This is a genomic window from Escherichia sp. KS167_9B (assembly GCF_030295215.1).
GTDB lineage: Bacteria > Pseudomonadota > Gammaproteobacteria > Enterobacterales > Enterobacteriaceae > Escherichia > Escherichia coli_F.
In genome coordinates, this window is sequence record NZ_AP025754.1 from 1,442,526 (window position 1) to 1,462,866 (window position 20,341).

Annotated in this window: 16 protein-coding genes; 6 read left to right on the forward strand and 10 right to left on the reverse strand. The window is 51.8% G+C overall.

The genetic code is table 11. From position 1 onward, the window contains the following. Positions 1 to 97: 97 nt before the first annotated feature. Complete coding sequence (gene mfd, locus QUE34_RS07190; protein ID WP_105268791.1) at positions 98 to 3,544, reverse strand: transcription-repair coupling factor; 3,447 nt, start codon at positions 3,542 to 3,544, stop codon at positions 98 to 100. Between the two features lie 127 nt (positions 3,545 to 3,671). Beyond that, a complete protein-coding gene (locus QUE34_RS07195) occupies positions 3,672 to 4,745 on the reverse strand; it encodes an acyltransferase family protein (RefSeq protein ID WP_105268792.1) in 1,074 nt (357 codons plus the stop codon). 262 nt (positions 4,746 to 5,007) lie between these two features. Between QUE34_RS07195 and lolC the strand changes: the two genes are divergently transcribed. The 5 genes from lolC to cobB are packed head-to-tail and all read left to right on the forward strand — an operon-like array spanning position 5,008 to position 9,922. Further along, complete coding sequence (lolC, locus tag QUE34_RS07200) at positions 5,008 to 6,207, forward strand: lipoprotein-releasing ABC transporter permease subunit LolC (RefSeq protein WP_000284704.1); 1,200 nt, start codon at positions 5,008 to 5,010, stop codon at positions 6,205 to 6,207. Next, positions 6,200 to 6,901: a lipoprotein-releasing ABC transporter ATP-binding protein LolD gene (gene lolD, locus QUE34_RS07205; protein WP_001033695.1), complete on the forward strand. Its 702-nt coding sequence runs from the start codon at positions 6,200 to 6,202 to the stop codon at positions 6,899 to 6,901. The genes lolC and lolD overlap by 8 nt, the downstream gene beginning before the upstream one ends. After that, positions 6,901 to 8,145, forward strand: a complete 1,245-nt coding sequence (gene lolE, locus QUE34_RS07210) for a lipoprotein-releasing ABC transporter permease subunit LolE (protein ID WP_001251354.1) — start codon at positions 6,901 to 6,903, stop codon at positions 8,143 to 8,145. The genes lolD and lolE overlap by 1 nt, the downstream gene beginning before the upstream one ends. 28 nt (positions 8,146 to 8,173) lie before the next feature. Continuing rightward, a complete protein-coding gene (nagK, locus tag QUE34_RS07215; RefSeq protein WP_032302874.1) occupies positions 8,174 to 9,085 on the forward strand; it encodes an N-acetylglucosamine kinase in 912 nt (303 codons plus the stop codon). A 15-nt stretch (positions 9,086 to 9,100) separates the two neighbouring features. Next, the gene (gene cobB, locus QUE34_RS07220; RefSeq protein ID WP_000952736.1) at positions 9,101 to 9,922 is read left to right on the forward strand and encodes a Sir2 family NAD+-dependent deacetylase; all 822 of its coding nucleotides are present in this window, start codon (positions 9,101 to 9,103) and stop codon (positions 9,920 to 9,922) included. A gap of 213 nt (positions 9,923 to 10,135) precedes the next feature. Here the strand turns inward: cobB and potD are convergent, their stop codons facing one another. From potD to potA, 4 genes are read right to left on the reverse strand one after another with little or no spacing between them, the layout of a single operon-like run. Next, positions 10,136 to 11,182 (reverse strand): spermidine/putrescine ABC transporter substrate-binding protein PotD, encoded by a 1,047-nt coding sequence (potD, locus tag QUE34_RS07225; RefSeq protein WP_000759306.1) that lies wholly within the window; start codon positions 11,180 to 11,182, stop codon positions 10,136 to 10,138. Continuing rightward, positions 11,179 to 11,973, reverse strand: coding sequence for a spermidine/putrescine ABC transporter permease PotC (gene potC / locus QUE34_RS07230; RefSeq protein WP_000580316.1), 795 nt, complete (start codon positions 11,971 to 11,973; stop codon positions 11,179 to 11,181). Before potC ends, potD begins: the two co-directional genes overlap by 4 nt. Next, positions 11,970 to 12,827, reverse strand: coding sequence for a spermidine/putrescine ABC transporter permease PotB (gene potB, locus QUE34_RS07235; RefSeq protein ID WP_000799401.1), 858 nt, complete (start codon positions 12,825 to 12,827; stop codon positions 11,970 to 11,972). The genes potC and potB overlap by 4 nt, the downstream gene beginning before the upstream one ends. Then, positions 12,811 to 13,947: a spermidine/putrescine ABC transporter ATP-binding protein PotA gene (potA, locus tag QUE34_RS07240; protein WP_000531596.1), complete on the reverse strand. Its 1,137-nt coding sequence runs from the start codon at positions 13,945 to 13,947 to the stop codon at positions 12,811 to 12,813. Before potA ends, potB begins: the two co-directional genes overlap by 17 nt. Before the next feature lie 249 nt (positions 13,948 to 14,196). Here potA and pepT point away from each other — a divergent pair, with 249 nt between their 5' ends. Beyond that, positions 14,197 to 15,423 (forward strand): peptidase T, encoded by a 1,227-nt coding sequence (gene pepT / locus QUE34_RS07245; RefSeq protein ID WP_032302878.1) that lies wholly within the window; start codon positions 14,197 to 14,199, stop codon positions 15,421 to 15,423. Between the two features lie 47 nt (positions 15,424 to 15,470). Here pepT and roxA read toward each other — a convergent pair whose 3' ends face one another. The 4 genes from roxA to purB all read right to left on the reverse strand — a co-directional run bounded on the left by roxA (position 15,471) and on the right by purB (position 20,338). After that, positions 15,471 to 16,592 (reverse strand): [50S ribosomal protein L16]-arginine 3-hydroxylase, encoded by a 1,122-nt coding sequence (gene roxA, locus QUE34_RS07250; RefSeq protein WP_001295435.1) that lies wholly within the window; start codon positions 16,590 to 16,592, stop codon positions 15,471 to 15,473. Between the two features lie 75 nt (positions 16,593 to 16,667). Next, positions 16,668 to 18,128, reverse strand: coding sequence for a two-component system sensor histidine kinase PhoQ (phoQ, locus tag QUE34_RS07255; RefSeq protein WP_000735412.1), 1,461 nt, complete (start codon positions 18,126 to 18,128; stop codon positions 16,668 to 16,670). Further along, positions 18,128 to 18,799, reverse strand: coding sequence for a two-component system response regulator PhoP (phoP, locus tag QUE34_RS07260; RefSeq protein ID WP_001265481.1), 672 nt, complete (start codon positions 18,797 to 18,799; stop codon positions 18,128 to 18,130). Before phoP ends, phoQ begins: the two co-directional genes overlap by 1 nt. Positions 18,800 to 18,967: 168 nt before the next feature. Continuing rightward, entirely contained in the window at positions 18,968 to 20,338 is a 1,371-nt protein-coding gene (purB, locus tag QUE34_RS07265; protein WP_000423751.1) for an adenylosuccinate lyase, read from the reverse strand. Positions 20,339 to 20,341: the final 3 nt, after the last annotated feature.

Below are 20,341 nucleotides of genomic sequence, written 5' to 3' on the forward strand. Positions count from 1 at the left end.
CTGAATTATGGATGGTGACAGTGTCGGATAGTGCAGGGAAGTGCAAATAATTTGTAAATGTTGGATATGGGGGCGCAGAAACGCCCCCGATTTACCATTAAGCGATCGCGTTCTCTTCCAGTTCACGCATAAACTGGCGAATCCATTCGATACGCGTTTTCCGCTCGCTCAAATCCTGAATAAACTTCAGGCGCGTCGGACCATCAAGGCGGTAATGCTGTGGCTGTTTTTGCAGCAAACCAATCAACCAGGCCGGATTAACGTGATTCTTCTCGGCAAATTCGATCACCCCACCTTTCTCATTACCTTCCAGCTTCCTGATCCCCAGTTTCTGCGCTTGCTGGCGCAGACGGGCAATATCCAGCAGGGTACGCGCCGGATCCGGCAGCAGGCCGAAGCGATCGATAAGCTCAACTTTGATCTCTTCCAGTTCGTTTTCCGTTTTGGCGCTGGCAATACGTTTATAGAACGACAAACGCGTATTCACGTCAGGAATGAAATCATCTGGCAATAGCGACGGCATCCGCAGCTCGACTTCTGTTTGCTGACTGGTGAGATCTTCCAGCGATGGCTCGCGTCCGGCTTTCAGCGCATCGACGGCGTTTTCCAGCAACTCCATATACAGCGAGAAACCGATGGTTTCCATTGAGCCGCTTTGTTCTTCGCCAAGCAGTTCACCTGCGCCGCGGATCTCCAGATCGTGCGTTGCCAGCGCAAAACCTGCACCGAGATCTTCCAGCGAGGCAATCGCTTCAAGACGTTTTTGCGCATCGGTGGTCATCGCTTTTGGATGCGGCGTCAGCAACCATGCATATGCCTGATGATGCGAACGTCCGACGCGACCGCGCAACTGGTGCAGCTGTGCCAGACCGAAGTGATCCGCGCGTTCAATGATAATGGTGTTGGCGGTAGGGATGTCGATCCCGGTTTCGATAATGGTGGTACAAACCAGCACGTTAAAACGTTGATGATGGAAATCATTCATCACCCGTTCCAGTTCGCGCTCGCGCATCTGCCCGTGACCGATGGCGATCCGCGCTTCTGGTACCAGTTCTGCCAGTCGTTCGGCGGCTTTCTGAATGTTTTCCACATCATTGTAGAGATAATAAACCTGCCCCCCGCGCAGAATTTCGCGCAGGATCGCCTCCCGTACCACCAGACTATCGTACTCACGAACAAAGGTTTTAACTGCCAGACGACGGGCTGGCGGCGTGGCAATAATCGACAGATCGCGCATTCCGCTCATTGCCATATTCAGCGTACGTGGGATCGGCGTTGCGGTAAGTGTCAGAATATCCACGTTCGCCCGCATCGCTTTAATGCGCTCTTTATGACGCACCCCGAAGCGGTGTTCTTCATCGACAATCAGCAAGCCTAAATCTTTAAACTTGACGTCATTTTGCAGCAGTTTGTGCGTACCGATCAGAATATCGATTTTCCCTTCTGCCACTTCCGCAAGGATTTGCGTCTGCTCTTTGGCGCTGCGGAAACGGGAGATCATTTCGATGCGTACTGGCCAGTTGGCGAAACGGTCGCGGAAGTTGTCGTAATGCTGCTGCGCGAGAAGGGTGGTAGGCACCAGCACCGCCACCTGCTTGTGGTTATCTACCGCCAGGAAAGCGGCGCGCATCGCGACTTCAGTTTTCCCAAAGCCAACATCGCCGCACACCAGACGATCCATTGCCAGCGGCTGACACATGTCACTAAGCACCGCATTAATGGCCTGCGCCTGATCCGGCGTGGTTTCAAACGGGAAGCTGTCGCAGAACAACTGATACTGCTCACGGTCGTGTTTAAACGCGAAGCCCTCTTTGGCGGCGCGTTGTGCGTAGATATCCAGCAATTCTGCCGCCACATCACGCACTTTTTCCGCCGCTTTCTGCCGCGCGCGTGACCACGCATCGCCGCCAAGTTTATGCAGCGGGGCATTTTCTTCCGCGCCACCTGCATAACGGCTAATCAGATGCAGCGACGACACCGGAACATACAATTTGGCGTCGTTGGCATAGGTGAGCATCAAATACTCGCCGGTAATGCCGCCGGCTTCCAGCGTGGTCATTCCGGCATAGCGACCGACGCCGTGCTCCAGATGGACCACCGGCTGACCAATATGCAGCTCCGCGAGGTTACGGATCAGCGTGTCAGGATTGATGGCGCGCCGTGAGTCCTGACGGCGACGAGCAACACGTTCACCGAGCAGATCGCTTTCGCAAATCAGCGCCAGATTACGTACCGTATCGATAAAGCCATGTTCGGCAGCGCCAATCATCAGATAACGCCCGCGGTCGCTGGCTTCATCAAGACGCATAATGCGTTGTGGGGCGATTTTGATTCGGGCGAGCAACTCACCCAGCGCTTCACGGCGGCCTTCACTTTCTACCGAGAACACCACCGGGCCGTCGAAAGACTCGAGGAACTTACGCAGCGCATCCAGCGGCGCTTTTTGTTGTGCCTGAACGGCCAGGTCTGGCAGCTTCTGGAAACCTAAATTGGCATTCGCTGCTTTTGTCGGTAAATGTTCAGTTTTTAGCTGCACACGCGGCCAGTTTTTTAGCTCTGAAAAGAGCTCGTCTACCCGCAGCCAGAGCGATTGTGGTGGCAACAGTGGACGCATCGGATCGACGCCGCGATTTTCAAAACGCGCCAGCGTGTCAGCCTGGAAACGTTCGGCACTGTTTTCCAGATCGCCAGTATTCACCAATAGCGTATTGGCAGGGAAATAACTGAACAGTGGCGGCAGCGGTTCGCTGAAGAATAGCGGCTGCCAGTACTCGATCCCGGCAGGTAATGTGCCTTTACTCACTTGCTGATAAATATGTTCCGGGTCGCGCTTCACTTCGAAGGTATCGCGCCACTGGCTGCGGAACAGTTCAATCGCCGCTTTATCGGTCGGAAATTCGTGCGCGGGCAACAGATTGATCGCTTCTACTTCTTCCAGCGTACGCTGGCTGTCAACGTCAAATACGCGCAGGCTATCGATTTCATCATCAAAAAAATCAAGACGATAAGGCAAGTCGCTGCCCATCGGGAAAAGATCCAGCAACGCGCCGCGCGTGGCGTATTCGCCGTGCTCCATCACCTGGTCAACATGGCGATAACCGGCACTGTCCAGTTGCGTACGCAAGGCATCACGAGATAACCGCTGACCTTTTTTCATCATCAGCGCGTGGCCGTGGAGGAAACTGTGCGGGCAAACGCGCTGCATAAGCGTATTCACCGGAACAATCAGTACGCCACGCTGCATCGTTGGTAGCTGGTAAAGAGTGGAAAGGCGTGAGGAGATAATGTCCTGATGAGGCGAAAAACTGTCGTAGGGAAGGGTTTCCCAGTCCGCCAGATTCATCACCATCTGATCGGTAAACTGGCTGATTTCATCATGCAAACGCAGGGCATTTTGCATATCTGGTGCAATAAGTACCACCGGACCGGCGTGACGTTCGGCAATTTCCGCTACCAGCGTCGCGCAGGCAGCGCCAGTTAACTCGCCCAGCAGACGCTGCTCACCCGCTTTGACGGGCAGCGTATAACGATATTGTTCAGGCATAACGGTTGTCAGATTCTCGTTAGGATATGCCTCAACATATGGGGGCATATCTCTGATAAGCAATGCTGTTCATTATCCGTAATCGACATGGTTTAGCAAATTGAATCGCCCCGGCTGGGGCGATGGCTTAGCGGGAGTAACTGACGGCAGCGGGCAGAGAAGGCGGGGAGAACAACAGATCGCTGAATGCGCGCTGTGAAAGTTTTCTTACCAGCAAGCCCGCAACAGTACAAATCAACAAACTGACAAAGGGGTAAACCAGCAGGAGCGTCAGTTCGACTTGCGGCGACCAGCGTGCCGCGTTCATTTGCGGAATCAGGCTTAAGCTGAATATTTCTACCAGTATGCGATGGGTGGTATAGATAGCAATGGTGTTGGAGCCAATCACATTCAGCAGGCTGGAGGAGCGCATACCGAAGCGTTGCTCGTACTGATAAAACAGCTTCATGATCACCACAATCGATACCAGCGACAACAGCAGCGAGATATTAAACAACCAGGCACCGACCGCCAGAACGGCCAACAAAGAAGCCATCAGCAGATGGCGGCGCAACGGCACCGCTTTAACACAGGTTATTAATGTTGCGCCAAACCATGCGCCAAGACTGTAATAAGGCAAATTGCGGATCACGCTGTTCATTCCCCACCACGGCGTGGGAACGAAATTAACAGAGACACTCAGCAGCACAAACAAGGCGAATAGTGGCAGCGCCAGACGGCTAAAAAGTTTACATATCACGAAATAGACAATTAAAGCATACAGATACCACAAGCTGGTGCTGGCGGTGATCATCCCGTGCAGGAACTCACCGGTGGAATCGGCATAAGCGGCATTGGAGGCATTGCTTAAATCGCGCTCAGGTACCAGCCACTGATTCAGCGCACTTAACGCCAGCCACTGCACCACGCCCCACAGCGCCAGCACCCAGAAGATGTTCCAGATGCGTTTATTGAGACAATTTCCCCACGGTACGCTGTCGATATAGCGGCGAATCAAATAGCCAGAAATAAAGAAAAAAACCGGCATACGAAAGGGGGCAAGGTAAAGATTGAAATAGATCCAGCATTTGCTCAGGACTTCCGATAACGGATGCTGAAAAGTGGTCAGATGCGGATAAAAGGTAATGACCGAGTGATAAATCACTACAAGACAAATACATAACCCTTTGATCTGGTTAATCCATAGCTCTTTTTGTTTCATCAGGACAACACGCTCTTTTTTAATTTACATGCGGTTGATCCTGCGGGTTATGACCCGAGGTGTAATGGGTATCTGTCTGTATTGGATGATTTTTCAGATTAAGATCAGGCGGCAAGATTGATGATAAAACATGGCAATTTAGCCGATTGATTTACGGGGACTTTTCAGATTAGCCCTGACGATCACTTACAGTTCAGACGTTTACCCATCTTGCTTTCGCTTATATACTCGTGTCTTTGCTAACAGCAACCAGACGGATTTCATGTACCAACCTGTCGCTCTATTTATTGGCCTGCGTTACATGCGTGGGCGTGCAGCGGATCGCTTCGGTCGCTTCGTCTCCTGGCTTTCTACCATCGGCATTACCCTCGGGGTGATGGCGCTGGTCACAGTATTGTCAGTGATGAACGGCTTTGAGCGCGAGCTGCAAAACAACATCCTTGGCCTGATGCCACAGGCAATTCTCTCTTCTGAGCATGGCTCTCTTAACCCGCAGCAACTCCCGGAAACGGCAGTCAAACTGGACGGCGTTAATCGCATCGCACCTGTCACTACCGGTGATGTGGTACTGCAAAGTGCACGCAGCGTGGCGGTCGGGGTGATGCTGGGTATCGACCCGGCACAAAAAGATCCACTAACGCCGTATCTTGTCAATGTGAAACAAGCTGATCTCGAACCGGGGAAATATAATGTCATTCTCGGCGAACAGCTTGCCTCACAGTTAGGTGTCAATCGCGGTGATCAAATCCGCGTGATGGTGCCGTCTGCCAGCCAGTTCACGCCGATGGGGCGTATTCCAAGCCAGCGCCTGTTCAATGTGATTGGCACTTTCGCCGCCAACAGTGAAGTCGATGGCTATGAAATGCTGGTGAATATTGAGGATGCCTCGCGTCTGATGCGTTATCCGGCAGGCAATATCACTGGCTGGCGTTTGTGGCTGGATGAGCCGCTGAAAGTTGATTCTTTAAGCCAGCAAAAACTGCCTGAAGGCAGCAAATGGCAGGACTGGCGTGATCGTAAAGGCGAGCTGTTCCAGGCCGTACGCATGGAAAAAAATATGATGGGCTTGCTGCTGAGCCTGATTGTTGCCGTAGCGGCGTTTAACATTATTACCTCGCTAGGGCTGATGGTGATGGAGAAGCAGGGCGAAGTAGCGATCCTGCAAACGCAAGGCTTAACTCCGCGACAAATCATGATGGTCTTTATGGTGCAAGGGGCCAGCGCCGGGATTATCGGTGCGATCCTCGGAGCGGCGCTTGGCGCACTGCTTGCCAGCCAGTTGAATAATCTGATGCCGATAATCGGCGTCCTGCTTGATGGCGCGGCACTGCCAGTCGCTATCGAACCTTTACAGGTCATTGTTATTGCGCTGGTGGCGATGGCTATCGCGCTGCTGTCTACGCTTTACCCTTCATGGCGCGCTGCCGCCACTCAACCCGCTGAGGCTTTACGTTATGAATAAGATCCTGTTGCAATGCGACAACCTGTGCAAACGCTATCAGGAAGGCAGTGTGCAAACCGATGTACTGCACAATGTCAGTTTCAGCGTCGGCGAAGGTGAAATGATGGCGATCGTCGGTAGCTCTGGTTCTGGTAAAAGTACCTTGCTGCACCTGCTGGGCGGGCTGGATACGCCAACCTCCGGCGATGTGATCTTTAACGGTCAACCGATGAGCAAACTGTCTTCGGCGGCGAAAGCAGAGCTGCGCAACCAGAAGCTGGGCTTTATTTATCAGTTTCACCACCTGCTGCCGGATTTTACCGCCCTGGAAAACGTGGCTATGCCGCTGCTGATTGGCAAGAAAAAGCCCGCTGAAATCAACAGCCGTGCGCTGGAGATGTTAAAAGCGGTGGGGCTGGAACATCGTGCGAATCACCGCCCATCTGAACTTTCTGGCGGTGAGCGCCAGCGTGTGGCGATTGCCCGTGCGCTGGTCAATAACCCGCGGCTGGTACTGGCGGATGAACCTACCGGTAACCTTGACGCACGTAACGCCGACAGCATCTTCCAGTTGCTTGGGGAGTTGAATCGTTTGCAGGGTACCGCCTTCCTGGTGGTTACTCACGACCTGCAACTGGCGAAACGTATGAGCCGCCAACTGGAAATGCGTGATGGACGTCTGACGGCGGAACTGAGCCTGATGGGAGCGGAGTAATGGCGATGCCTTTATCGTTATTGATTGGCCTGCGTTTTAGTCGCGGACGGCGGCGTGGCGGCATGGTATCGCTGATCTCCGTCATTTCTACCATTGGCATTGCCCTCGGCGTGGCGGTATTGATCGTCGGCTTAAGCGCGATGAACGGCTTTGAACGCGAACTGAACAACCGCATTCTGGCGGTGGTGCCGCATGGCGAAATTGAGGCGGTGGATCAGCCGTGGACTAACTGGCAAGAAGCCCTGGATAACGTGCAAAAAGTGCCGGGTATTGCCGCTGCCGCGCCGTATATCAATTTCACCGGGCTGGTGGAAAGTGGTGCCAATCTGCGCGCAATTCAGGTCAAGGGCGTTAACCCGCAACAGGAACAGCGTTTGAGCGCATTACCCTCGTTTGTCCAGGACGATGCGTGGAGCAATTTTAAAGCAGGCGAACAGCAAATTATCATCGGCAAAGGCGTGGCGGATGCGCTGAAAGTGAAGCAGGGCGATTGGGTGTCGATTATGATCCCCAACTCGAATCCCGAGCATAAACTGATGCAGCCAAAACGCGTGCGTTTGCACGTTGCCGGTATTTTGCAGTTGAGTGGCCAACTCGATCACAGTTTTGCCATGATCCCGCTGGCGGATGCCCAGCAATATCTTGATATGGGTTCCAGCGTGTCAGGTATTGCCCTTAAAATGACGGATGTTTTCAACGCCAATAAGCTGGTACGCGATGCGGGTGAAGTGACCAACAGCTATGTTTATATTAAAAGCTGGATTGGTACTTACGGCTATATGTATCGCGATATCCAGATGATCCGCGCCATTATGTATCTGGCGATGGTACTGGTGATTGGCGTGGCCTGTTTCAACATCGTCTCCACCTTAGTGATGGCGGTGAAAGACAAGAGTGGCGATATCGCCGTATTAAGAACGCTGGGGGCGAAAGACGGTTTAATTCGCGCCATCTTTGTCTGGTATGGATTACTGGCAGGGCTGTTCGGCAGCCTGTGTGGGGTGATTATCGGCGTGGTGGTTTCACTGCAACTTACCCCGATTATTGAGTGGATTGAAAAGCTGATCGGTCATCAGTTCCTCTCCAGCGATATCTATTTTATTGACTTCCTGCCATCGGAATTGCACTGGCTGGACGTCTTCTACGTACTGGTCACAGCATTGTTGCTGAGTCTTTTGGCAAGTTGGTATCCGGCGCGGCGCGCCAGTAATATTGACCCTGCGCGAGTCCTTAGCGGCCAGTAAAGGCAGTACATTAAAACAAGGAGCGGCAATGTATTACGGGTTTGATATTGGTGGAACAAAAATTGCGCTTGGCGTGTTTGATAGCGGTCGGCAGTTGCAGTGGGAAAAGCGGGTGCCGACACCGCGTGACAGCTATGACGCATTTTTAGATGCAGTGTGCGAGCTGGTGGCTGAAGCCGATAAGCGTTTTGGCTGTAAAGGTTCTGTAGGCATCGGTATTCCGGGAATGCCGGAAACAGAAGATGGTACGCTGTATGCTGCCAATGTCCCCGCTGCCAGCGGTAAACCGCTGCGTGCCGACCTGAGCGTACGTCTTGATCGCGATGTCCGCCTTGATAACGATGCCAACTGTTTTGCCCTTTCAGAAGCCTGGGATGATGAATTTACTCAATATCCACTGGTGATGGGGTTGATTCTCGGCACCGGCGTTGGCGGCGGGCTGATTTTCAACGGTAAACCAATTACCGGTAAAAGCTATATTACCGGCGAGTTTGGCCATATGCGTCTGCCGGTTGATGCGTTAACCATGATGGGGTTGGATTTCCCGTTACGCCGCTGCGGCTGTGGTCAGCATGGCTGCATTGAAAATTATCTGTCTGGTCGCGGTTTTGCGTGGCTGTATCAACACTATTATCATCAACCGTTGCAGGCTCCCGAAATTATTGCGCTTTATGATCAAGGCGATGAGCAGGCAAGGGCGCACGTTGAGCGTTATCTGGATTTGTTAGCGGTTTGTATGGGAAATATCCTGACCATTGTTGACCCTGACCTGGTCGTCATTGGTGGTGGCTTATCGAATTTCCCGGCAATCACAACGCAACTGGCGGACAGGCTGCCTCGTCATCTCTTACCTGTAGCTCGTGTTCCGCGCATTGAACGCGCGCGCCACGGTGATGCGGGAGGAATGCGTGGTGCGGCTTTCCTACATCTAACCGATTAAACAACAGAGGTTGCTATGCTGTCGCGTCGGGGTCATCGGTTAAGTCGTTTTCGTAAAAATAAACGCCGCCTGCGCGAGCGTTTGCGTCAGCGTATTTTTTTCAGAGATAAAGTGGTGCCGGAAGCAATGGAAAAACCAAGAGTACTCGTACTGACAGGGGCAGGGATTTCTGCGGAATCAGGTATTCGTACCTTTCGCGCCGCAGATGGCCTGTGGGAAGAACATCGGGTTGAAGATGTGGCAACGCCGGAAGGTTTCGATCGCGATCCTGAACTGGTGCAAGCGTTTTATAACGCCCGTCGTCGACAGCTACAGCAGCCAGAAATTCAGCCTAACGCCGCGCATCTTGCGCTAGCTAAACTGCAAGACGCTCTCGGCGATCGCTTTTTGCTGGTGACGCAGAATATCGACAACCTGCATGAACGCGCAGGTAATACCAATGTTATTCATATGCATGGGGAACTGCTGAAAGTTCGCTGTTCGCAAAGTGGTCAGGTTCTCGACTGGACCGGAGACGTTACGCCAGAAGATAAATGCCATTGTTGCCAGTTCCCGGCACCCTTGCGCCCGCACGTAGTGTGGTTTGGCGAAATGCCACTCGGCATGGATGAAATTTATATGGCGTTGTCGATGGCCGATATTTTCATTGCCATTGGTACTTCCGGGCATGTTTATCCGGCGGCTGGATTTGTTCACGAAGCGAAACTGCATGGTGCGCACACTGTGGAACTCAATCTTGAACCGAGTCAGGTCGGTAATGAATTTGCCGAGAAATATTACGGCCCGGCAAGCCAGGTGGTGCCAGAGTTTGTTGAAAAGTTGCTGAAGGGCTTATAAAGCAGGAAGCATTGCCTGATGCGCTACGCTTATCAGGCCTGCGATGGGGCGCAATGAATTGAATTTGCGGGTGTCGTAGACCAGAGAAGGCGTTGACGCCGCATCTGGCATATTTACTGCCTCTTTTAGCGTTTACTCGTCCATAACAGCAACATTAGCCACATCCTTGCTAAATGAAAAAACGGGCGGTAATACCACCGCCCGCTTGCTGAATTAACGTCCTGCTTTCAGCTTCTGATAATACTCTTCATAAATGCTGCTGGCTGCGCCAACGTCATTCTGCCATTCGCCATTTTTAATGGTTTCAGCATCCGGGTAGAGCGTCTTGTCGTCCGCTATTTCCGGGCTTAACAGCTTACGCGCGGCGAGGTTTGGCGTTGGATAACCGATAGTTTCAGCAACCTGTTTTGCCACATCCGGGCGCAGCAGGAAGTTGATCAATTTCAGCGCGCCCTCTTTGTTTTTGGCATTTGCCGGGATCGCCAGGCTGTCCATCCAGAAAATGCCGCCTTCTTTCGGCCATACCACGTCAATTGGCGTACCCGCCTGGCGTGCAACGAAAGCGGAACCGTTCCAGATCATGCCGAGGTTAACTTCGCCTTCCATGTACGGGTTAGCTGGGTTATCGGAGTTAAACGCCGCTACGTTTGGCATCAGTTTTTTCAGCTCGTTATACGCAGCTTCAATCTCTTTCGGATCGGTGGTGTTACCGGAGTAGCCCAGTTTGCGCAGCGCCATCTGGAACACTTCACGGGCATCGTCGGTCAGCAGCAGGCTGCCTTTGTACTCAGGTTTCCACAGATCGGCCCAGCTGGTGACAGATTTCGGATCCACCGCATCACCGTTAACGCCAATCGCCGTCGCACCCCAGATATACGGAATGGAATAGTCGTTATTCGGGTCAAACGGCTTGTTGAGCATGTCTGGATCGAGGTTGCTGAAATTGCTTAACTTCGACTTATCGATCTTCTGGATCATCCCTTCTTTACGCATTTTATCGACGTAATAGGTTGAAGGAACCACCAGGTCATAGGCACCGTCTTTGTACGTTTTCAGCTTCGCGTACATGGTTTCGTTCGACTCGTAAGTCGAATAGATAACCTTAATACCGGTTTCTTTGGTGAACTGTTCAAGCAGTCCTGGCGGCACGTACTCGGTCCAGTTGTAGAAATACAGCGTGTTGTTGTCATCGGCGTGAGCGGCGCTCATGCCCAGTGCCAGAGCACCCGCCGCGAGCAGGTGGCGTGACCATTTTTTCATTTAACGTCCCCTGTGTTACCTTTCGTTTTATCACGAGCAATAAGCTGGCTGGCAATTACCATCACCAGCGACAGCACCAGTAATATGGTTGCCAGCGCGTTAACTTCCGGCGATACGCCGACTTTGACCATCGAATAAATTTTTAACGGCAGAATTTCATAGCTTGGTCCGGTGACGAACGAAGAAACTACTACATCGTCCATCGACAGGGTAAAGCTTAACACCCAGCCCGCCGCCACCGCAGGCATTGCCAGTGGCAGAATGATTTTTCGCAGAATGGTAAATTCGCTGGCACCGAGATCTTTCGCCGCTTCCAGCATTCGCACATCAAAACCTTTCAGGCGCGAATACACCGTCACCACCACAAACGGCAGGCAGAAGGTGATATGCGAGAACAGCAGCGACCAGAAGCCAAGCTGAATACCCAGCAGCATAAACAGCACCAGCAGCGAAATCGCCATTACGATATCTGGTGACATCATCACCACAAACAGCATTCCGCTAACGAACGGCTTACCACGAAAGCGATAACGGTACAGCGCAACTGCCGTCAGTGAACCGATAAGCGTAGCAAACGTCGCCGAAAACACCGCCATCGTCAGAGAATGCTGAGCTGCCTGTAACAGGCTGTCGTTGTTCATCAGCAGGCTATACCATTTGGTGGTAAAACCCTGCCAGTTGATGCCAAAGCGCGAGCTGTTAAAGGAGTTCACAATCAAAATAATGATTGGGATATACAGGTACGCGTAGATAGCGGTCATAAAACCGCCGCGAAGCAGTCGACCGATCATTCGAGTTCCACCTTCTTATTCAGCAGACGAGAAGCGCGCCAGTAAACCAGCAACATCAGGCCCATTACGATAGTCAGCGTAATGCTGGTGGCAGCACCAAACGGCCAGTCACGAATATTGAGGAACTGGACCTTGATGACGTTACCAATCAGCAGGTTTTTCGCACCGCCCATCAGGTCAGACACATAGAACAGGCCCATCGCTGGCAGCATCACCAGCAGACATCCGGCAATAATCCCCGGCATCGTCAGTGGGATAATGATACGGATAAAGGTCTGCAACTTGCTGGCACCGAGATCGCGCGCCGCCTCCAGCAACGGCTTATCCAGTTTTTCGATACTGGAGTACAGCGGCATCACCATAAACGGCAGCAGAATGTAAACCAGACCGATAATCACCGCACTGGGTGTGAACATAATGCGAATTGGTGTATCGATAACGCCCAGCCAGAGCAAAAACTCGTTGAGATAGCCTTTGGTGCTGAGGAAAATTTTCAGCCCGTAGATACGAATCAATGAGTTGGTCCAGAACGGAACAATCAGCAGAAACAGCAGCAGCGGACGCACCTTGTGTGGCAGCTTCGCCAGAAACCAGGCAAAGGGATAGCCCAGCACCAGGCAGGCGAGGGTGGCGATCAGCGCCATATTCAGCGAGTGCAATAGCACTTCAAAATAGAGCGGATCGAGCAGACGCGTGTAGTTATCCAGCGTAAAGACCATTTTGACGAAACTGGCGTCGTCGCGGGTCAAAAAGCTGGTGCCAATGATCATCAGGTTGGGCAGAAAGACAAACAACACAAGCCAACCGACGATAGTGACAATCACTACATTCTGGAACTTACTTGTGTTCTTCATCAGCCAGTACGACCTCCCAGCTTTCTACCCAATTAATGGCCATTTTTTGGTCGAGAGAGTGGTCAAAGTCAGGATCGTCTTCATTGAAGAATTCGCTGACCATCACCATCTTGCCATTTTCCAGCTCAACAACCGACTCCAGCGTCATGCCTTTGTAATTACGCTCGCGAACGTAACCAATCAGCCCTTCGGCGTGGTTGTCGTCGTTAATCTCTTCAACACGTAAGTCTTCCGGGCGCAGCAGAACATGCAGTTTTTGCCCCGGTTCAACGCCGAAGTTAACGTAGATATTACACTCGCGGCCTTCAACGTTGGCGCGTACGCGCTGCTCGTCGAGACGTTCGATGACCGTGGCATTAAACATATTGATTTCACCGATAAACCCAGCAACAAACAGGTTTTTCGGCTCTTCGTAGATTTCACGCGGCGTGCCGTCTTGCTCAATGCGACCATCGCGCATCACCACAATCCTGTCCGACATGGTGAGTGCTTCTTCCTGGTCGTGAGTTACGAACACGAATGTAATGCCAAGCTTACGCTGTAACGCTTTCAGCTCGTTCTGCATTTGCTTGCGCAGTTTGTAATCCAGCGCTGAGAGCGACTCATCCAGCAACAACAGACGAGGCTTGTTAACCACCGCGCGAGCAATGGCGACGCGTTGCTGTTGACCACCAGAAAGCTGATGCGGTTTACGTTGAGCGAAGGTTTCCAGCTGCACCATCCGCAGGGCTTCCATCACGCGGGGCGTAATTTCAGCAGCGGGGGTTTTTTGCATGCGCAACCCAAAGGCCACATTTTCGAACACGGTCATGTGGGGGAAAAGTGCGTAGCTTTGGAAAACAGTGTTCACATAGCGGTTTTCCGCCGGAACGTGGGTGATGTCCTCGTTATCCAGCATGATGCGTCCGGAATCAACAGTTTCCAGACCTGCAATCAGGCGAAGAACGGTTGTTTTACCGCAGCCAGAAGGGCCAAGCAGCGTGAGGAACTCGCCATTGTTGATAGTCAGATCCAGCTGGGGAATGACCTCTTTACCATCAAAGCATTTGCGAATTCCCGCCAATTGCACCAGCGGTGAAAGCGAACTCGGTTGTTTATTCAATTTTTTACTCTGTCCCATGTAAACGCAACGGATGGCTTACCGATGCGGGGTTTGTGGTTAACCACCTTGGTGACTCTTAATGAGGGCGGTAATTCTACGGCAAACCGCTTGAATCGCCAATCTTTGTTGTGAATTACTGGCTTAGCTTTATATTCATTAAGGTAATGCTGATAAATATTCCCGCTTGCAGGGCTAAAAGTGACCTGACGCAATATTTGTCTTTTCTTGCTTCTTAATAATGTTGTCACAAAAAGTGAGGGTGACTACATGGATAAACTACTTGAGCGATTTTTGAACTACGTGTCTCTGGATACCCAATCAAAGGCAGGGGTGAGACAGGTTCCCAGCACGGAAGGCCAATGGAAGTTATTGCATCTGCTGAAAGAGCAGCTCGAAGAGATGGGGCTTATCAATGTGACCTTAAGTGAGAAGGGCACTTTGATGGCGACGTTACCGGCTAACGTCCCTGGCGATATCCCGGCGATTGGCTTTATTTCTCATGTGGATACCTCACCGGATTGCAGCGGCAAAAATGTGAATCCGCAAATTGTTGAAAACTATCGTGGTGGCGATATTGCGCTGGGTATCGGCGATGAAGTTTTATCACCGGTTATGTTCCCGGTGCTGCATCAGCTACTGGGTCAGACGCTGATTACCACCGATGGTAAAACCTTGTTAGGTGCCGATGATAAAGCAGGTGTTGCAGAAATCATGACCGCGCTGGCGGTATTACAACAAAAAAACATTCCGCATGGTGATATTCGCGTCGCCTTTACCCCGGATGAAGAAGTGGGCAAAGGGGCGAAACATTTTGATGTTGACGCCTTCGATGCCCGCTGGGCTTACACCGTTGATGGTGGTGGCGTCGGCGAACTGGAGTTTGAAAACTTCAACGCCGCGTCGGTCAATATCAAAATTGTCGGTAACAATGTTCACCCGGGCACGGCGAAAGGAGTGATGGTAAATGCGCTGTCGCTGGCGGCACGTATTCATGCGGAAGTTCCGGCGGATGAAAGCCCGGAAATGACAGAAGGCTATGAAGGTTTCTATCACCTGGCGAGCATGAAAGGCACCGTTGAACGGGCCGATATGCACTACATCATCCGTGATTTCGACCGTAAACAGTTTGAAGCGCGTAAACGTAAAATGATGGAGATCGCCAAAAAAGTGGGCAAAGGGTTACATCCTGATTGCTACATTGAACTGGTGATTGAAGACAGTTACTACAATATGCGCGAGAAAGTGGTTGAGCATCCGCATATTCTCGATATCGCCCAGCAGGCGATGCGTGACTGCGATATTGAGCCGGAACTGAAACCGATCCGCGGCGGTACCGACGGCGCGCAGTTGTCGTTTATGGGATTACCGTGCCCGAACCTGTTCACTGGCGGTTACAACTACCATGGTAAGCATGAATTTGTGACTCTGGAAGGTATGGAAAAAGCGGTGCAGGTGATCGTCCGTATTGCCGAGTTAACGGCGCAACGGAAGTAGCGAAAAGGGATGCGGCATGTGATGCCGCATCCAGCTTAACTTCAAACTTACCCTTCGAAGAACCAATACCCGCTATTGACCAGCGCTGCGAGCATCGCGAGAAATGACGGATCTTCCAGTGCATCACCAAAATTCTCCGCGGTCAGCGCAATGTTGCTGGCGAGCGCATCCAGTGCCGGACGGTGCGGGGAATCGATCTTCTCACCATTGGCATACACGTCGTCGCCAATGCGCAATACGCGCAGCCCCCCCAGGCGTACCAGCACATCACCTTGTTTCAGCGCATCGTAGATTTCATCCGGCTGATAAGGCGGCTCTGGCGGCGCGATATCCAGTTCATGACGTGACTGGGATATAAACTCGCCAAACCATTGCTTAAAGTGTTCCGGCTGGTTGATCAATTCGAGCATCATCTCACGCAGTTTATCCATCTCTTGCGGCAGAACGTCCGCAGGATGAGCGCGAGGTGGAACATCAGGATCGCTGTAGTAGTTGCCGCCCAGTTCACGTTGCAGCACATAATCGGCAAATCCGCTAATCAGTTCCCGCGTATTTGGCGCGCGAAAACCCACGGAATAGTTCATCGCATTTTCCAGTGCGTAGCCTTCATGCGGGAATCCTGGCGGAATATAAAGGATATCGCCAGGCTCCAGCTCTTCATCGATGATGGCTTCGAACGGATCGACCTGTAACAGATCCGGGTGCGGGCAGTGCTGTTTCATTTGCAGCTTTTCGCCCACTCGCCAGCGACGACGTCCGGTACCCTGAATGATAAACACGTCGTACTGATCGAGATGTGGGCCGACGCCGCCGCCAGGTACGGAAAAAGAGATCATCAGGTCATCAATACGCCAGTCTGGTAGTTCACGGAACGGCCGCATCAGTGCGGCGGTCGGCTCATGCCAGTGGTTCACTGCCTGTACCAGTAACGACCAGTTGGTTTCACCGAGATGATCGTAGCTTTCGAACGGGCCGTGGCTGACCTGCCATTTGCCATCCTGGTGACTGACCAGTCGACTGTCGACTTCGCTTTCCATCGCCAGACCCGCCAACTCGTCTGGAGAGATCGGGTCAATAAAATTATTAAAGCCGCGTTTTAACACCACCGGGCGTTTCTGCCAGTGACGTTCAAGAAAATCGGGCCAGTTAAGAGTGAGTTGGTATTCCATGTTAAGCATCCACAGGCTGGTATCTGCAACCGATTATAACGGATGCTTAACGTAATGCGTGAAGTATGGACATATTTATTCATCTTTCGGCGCAGAATGCTGGCGACCAAAAATCACCTCCATCCGCGCACCGCCCAGCATGCTCTCTCCGGCGACGATTTTACCCTCATACTGCTCGGTGATTTCGCGGGCTACCGCCAGCCCTACACCTTGCCCAGGGCGTAAAGTATCAACCCGTTGACCACGGTCGAAAATGACCTCTCGCTTGCTTAATGGAATACCGGGGCCATCATCCTCGACCACAATATAGAGATGCTCGTCGGTTTGCCTTGCAGAAATTTCGACAAACTCGAGGCAATATTTACAGGCGTTATCCAGCACGTTGCCCATCACCTCGACAAAATCGTTCTGCTCACCAACAAAGCTGATCTCTGGTGAAATATCGAGAGAGATATTGACCCCTTTGCGTTGATACACTTTGTTCAGCGCCGAGGTGAGATTGTCCAACAGAGGGGCGACCGGATGCAGTTCGCGGCTAAGCAATGTCCCTCCGCGCATACTGGCACGATGCAGGTAGTAGCCAATTTGCTGTGAAATGCGGCTGATTTGCTCCAGCATCACCGGCTCTGCATCACTGACGCTCATCTTCTCACTACGCAGAGAACGCAGCGTACTTTGCAGCACCGCCAGTGGCGTTTTCAGACTATGGGTCAGGTCGGTGAGCGTAGTGCGGTATTTGTCGTAACGTTCGCGTTCACTTTTTAACAGTCGGTTCAGGTTTCGTACCAGACTGGTCAGTTCTCGTGTTGTGGCAGGATTGAGCAATTCGCGGTTATGCTCTTCCAGTTCGCGGACTTCTTTTGCCAGGGCCTCGATGGGACGTAAACTCCACCAGGCGGCTACCCACAGCAGCGGGATCACTAACAGCAGATTGGCTGAAAGCACATAGATAAACCAGCTCCAGACCATATAGGAACTTTTTAGCTCCACCGGAATGGTATCCACCACCACAATGGTTAACTTTGGCATCCGCGATGTTGCCGGGTAGACGTTTACCGCCACCGAGTGGGTCATCTCCGCGTCGTCATCATCTTCCCGCACTTCCTGCAACTGTTGCTGTATTGAATGATCTCCACTCAGCAAGAGGCTGGTATCGTTAACATCCGCTTCAATTTCATGAAAACCATTCGATTTCAGCCAGTCAGGCTGGATCATCTTCATCAGCCAGGGCACGTCACGTTGCGCCCATAAAAGCTGCCCGTTCTCATCATAAATTAGCGTCATAGTGGGGCTTTGCTTGTCGATATTTTCGGGTAACTCGACATGCAACTTATTGTTTTCCCACTTCGCAAGGGTATAGAACAGATTGCTCTCGCCACGTAACAGCCGAAACGTGGTTTTATCGAAACTGACGCTATAACCGATCAGCGCAACCATTCCGTAGGCAAGCGAAAGCACCAATACTACTGCTGCCGTTGCTAACAGAAAACGTACCCGCAGCGAGAGCGGGAAAAAAAGACGCAGTAATTTTTTCATCAGCGCAATTCGAACAGATAGCCCTGGCCGCGAACGGTGGTAATCACTTCTTGCGGATATTGTGCCTGAATTTTTTTGCGCAGACGTCCCATCAGTACATCAATGGTATGGCTTTCCCGCAGCTCCGCATCCGGGTAGAGTTGTAGCATTAACGAATCTTTGCTGACCACTTTGCCATTATTGCGTATCAACGTTTCCATAATGGTGTATTCGAACGCGGTCAGTTTGATCACTTCGTCATTAATAGATAATTCACGGCGGGAGAGATCAACCTGAAACGGTGGTAGCGAAATGACCTGTGAAGCCAGACCGCTATTACGCCGCATTAATGCCTGCATTCGCGCCATCACCTCTTCAATATGAAACGGTTTAGTCACGTAATCATCAGCACCGGCACTTAATACTTCGACTTTGTCCTGCCAGCTTTCACGGGCGGTTAATACCAGAATCGGCAGTGAAACATCATTGCTACGCCAGCGGCGAATCAGTGACAGACCGTCCTCGTCAGGCAAACCGAGATCGACAATCGCAATATCCGGTAAATGCTCATTGAGATAATAATCGGCTTCTTTGGCATCTTCTGCGTCATCGACCTGATGACCAGCATCCTGAATCTGAACTTTAAGATGGTGACGTAACAACGCATTGTCTTCAACAACCAGTACGCGCATTTTTCATTCTCCCTGTTTTAATTATTAAAATAGTGTAACGCGATTATGTCGTTATGGGGGTAAACATTAAATAAACCAGCGGGGAGGGGAGGTAAAGAGAAAAAATAAAAAGCGGATAATCTTAATAAGCAGGCCGGACAGCATCGCCATCCGGCACTGATTTGAGGCTTATTTCAGCTCATCAACCATGGTGATGGCGCGACCAATGTAGTTTGCCGGCGTCATCGCTTTCAGGCGGGCTTTCTCTTCTTCTGGCAGCGCCAGACCGTCGATAAATTGCTTCATGCCTTCGGCGTCAACGCGCTTACCGCGAGTCAGCTCTTTCAGCTTCTCGTACGGTTTTTCGATGCCATAGCGACGCATAACTGTCTGGATTGGCTCAGCCAGCACTTCCCAGTTGTGATCCAGTTCCTCCAGAAGATGGTCACGGTTCACTTCCAGTTTGCTCACGCCTTTCAGGGTGGATTGATACGCAATTAAGGCATAACCGATACCCACGCCGAGGTTACGCAGCACGGTGGAGTCGGTCAGGTCACGCTGCCAGCGGGAAACCGGCAGTTTGCTTGCCAGGTGCTGCAACACCGCGTTGGAAAGCCCCAGGTTACCTTCGGAGTTTTCGAAGTCAATCGGGTTAACTTTATGCGGCATGGTGGAAGAACCAATCTCACCAGCAATGGTTTTCTGTTTGAAGTGGTTAAGGGCGATATAACCCCAGACGTCACGGTCGAAGTCGATCAGAATGGTGTTGAAACGCGCAACGCAATCAAACAGTTCGGCAATATAGTCGTGTGGTTCGATCTGGGTGGTGTACGGGTTCCACTGAATACCCAGCGAGGTGACGAACTCTTCGCTGAACTGATGCCAGTCAACTTCCGGGTAAGCCGCGATGTGGGCATTATAGTTGCCGACAGCGCCGTTGATTTTGCCGAGGATCTCCACCTGATTAAGCTGGCGGTACTGACGTTCCATGCGGTAGGCAACGTTTGCCATCTCTTTACCGATGGTTGACGGCGTGGCTGGCTGACCGTGGGTACGGGACAGCAGCGGGATATCGCGATACTGAACGGCGAGATCTTTAATGCCATCAATCAGTTGACGCCAGTATGGCAGGATCACTTCATCACGCGCGGTTTTCAGCATCAACGCGTGGGAGAGGTTATTGATATCTTCCGAAGTACAGGCAAAGTGGATGAATTCAGAAACTGCGTGCAGTTCCGGGATATCGGCCACTTTTTCTTTCAGGAAATACTCAACCGCTTTAACGTCGTGGTTAGTGGTACGCTCGATGGTTTTGATGCGTGCTGCATCTTCTTCGCTGAAACTGGCGACAATTGTATCAAGGTAACCGATTGCGTCGGCAGCAAAAGCAGGAACTTCCTTGATCGCTGCGTGCGCGGCCAGTTTTTGCAGCCAACGTACTTCAACTTGTACACGGAATTTCAGCAAACCATATTCGCTGAAAATCCCGCGCAGCGCGCTGACTTTATCGCCGTAGCGTCCATCGACAGGGGAAACGGCGGTCAGTGAGGATAATTCCATAGA

Excerpts from the sequence above, each read along its gene's own strand:
- phoQ (WP_000735412.1), bottom strand. The coding sequence starts at position 18,128 with ATGAAAAAATTACTGCGTCTTTTTTTCCCGCTCTCGCTGCGGGTACGT.
- lolE (WP_001251354.1), top strand. The coding sequence starts at position 6,901 with ATGGCGATGCCTTTATCGTTATTGATTGGCCTGCGTTTTAGTCGCGGA.
- mfd (WP_105268791.1), bottom strand. The coding sequence starts at position 3,544 with ATGCCTGAACAATATCGTTATACGCTGCCCGTCAAAGCGGGTGAGCAG.
- pepT (WP_032302878.1), top strand. The coding sequence starts at position 14,197 with ATGGATAAACTACTTGAGCGATTTTTGAACTACGTGTCTCTGGATACC.
- QUE34_RS07195 (WP_105268792.1), bottom strand. The coding sequence starts at position 4,745 with ATGAAACAAAAAGAGCTATGGATTAACCAGATCAAAGGGTTATGTATT.
- phoP (WP_001265481.1), bottom strand. The coding sequence starts at position 18,799 with ATGCGCGTACTGGTTGTTGAAGACAATGCGTTGTTACGTCACCATCTT.
- potA (WP_000531596.1), bottom strand. The coding sequence starts at position 13,947 with ATGGGACAGAGTAAAAAATTGAATAAACAACCGAGTTCGCTTTCACCG.
- cobB (WP_000952736.1), top strand. The coding sequence starts at position 9,101 with ATGCTGTCGCGTCGGGGTCATCGGTTAAGTCGTTTTCGTAAAAATAAA.
- purB (WP_000423751.1), bottom strand. The coding sequence starts at position 20,338 with ATGGAATTATCCTCACTGACCGCCGTTTCCCCTGTCGATGGACGCTAC.
- nagK (WP_032302874.1), top strand. The coding sequence starts at position 8,174 with ATGTATTACGGGTTTGATATTGGTGGAACAAAAATTGCGCTTGGCGTG.
- lolD (WP_001033695.1), top strand. The coding sequence starts at position 6,200 with ATGAATAAGATCCTGTTGCAATGCGACAACCTGTGCAAACGCTATCAG.
- roxA (WP_001295435.1), bottom strand. The coding sequence starts at position 16,592 with ATGGAATACCAACTCACTCTTAACTGGCCCGATTTTCTTGAACGTCAC.
- potD (WP_000759306.1), bottom strand. The coding sequence starts at position 11,182 with ATGAAAAAATGGTCACGCCACCTGCTCGCGGCGGGTGCTCTGGCACTG.
- potB (WP_000799401.1), bottom strand. The coding sequence starts at position 12,827 with ATGAAGAACACAAGTAAGTTCCAGAATGTAGTGATTGTCACTATCGTC.
- lolC (WP_000284704.1), top strand. The coding sequence starts at position 5,008 with ATGTACCAACCTGTCGCTCTATTTATTGGCCTGCGTTACATGCGTGGG.
- potC (WP_000580316.1), bottom strand. The coding sequence starts at position 11,973 with ATGATCGGTCGACTGCTTCGCGGCGGTTTTATGACCGCTATCTACGCG.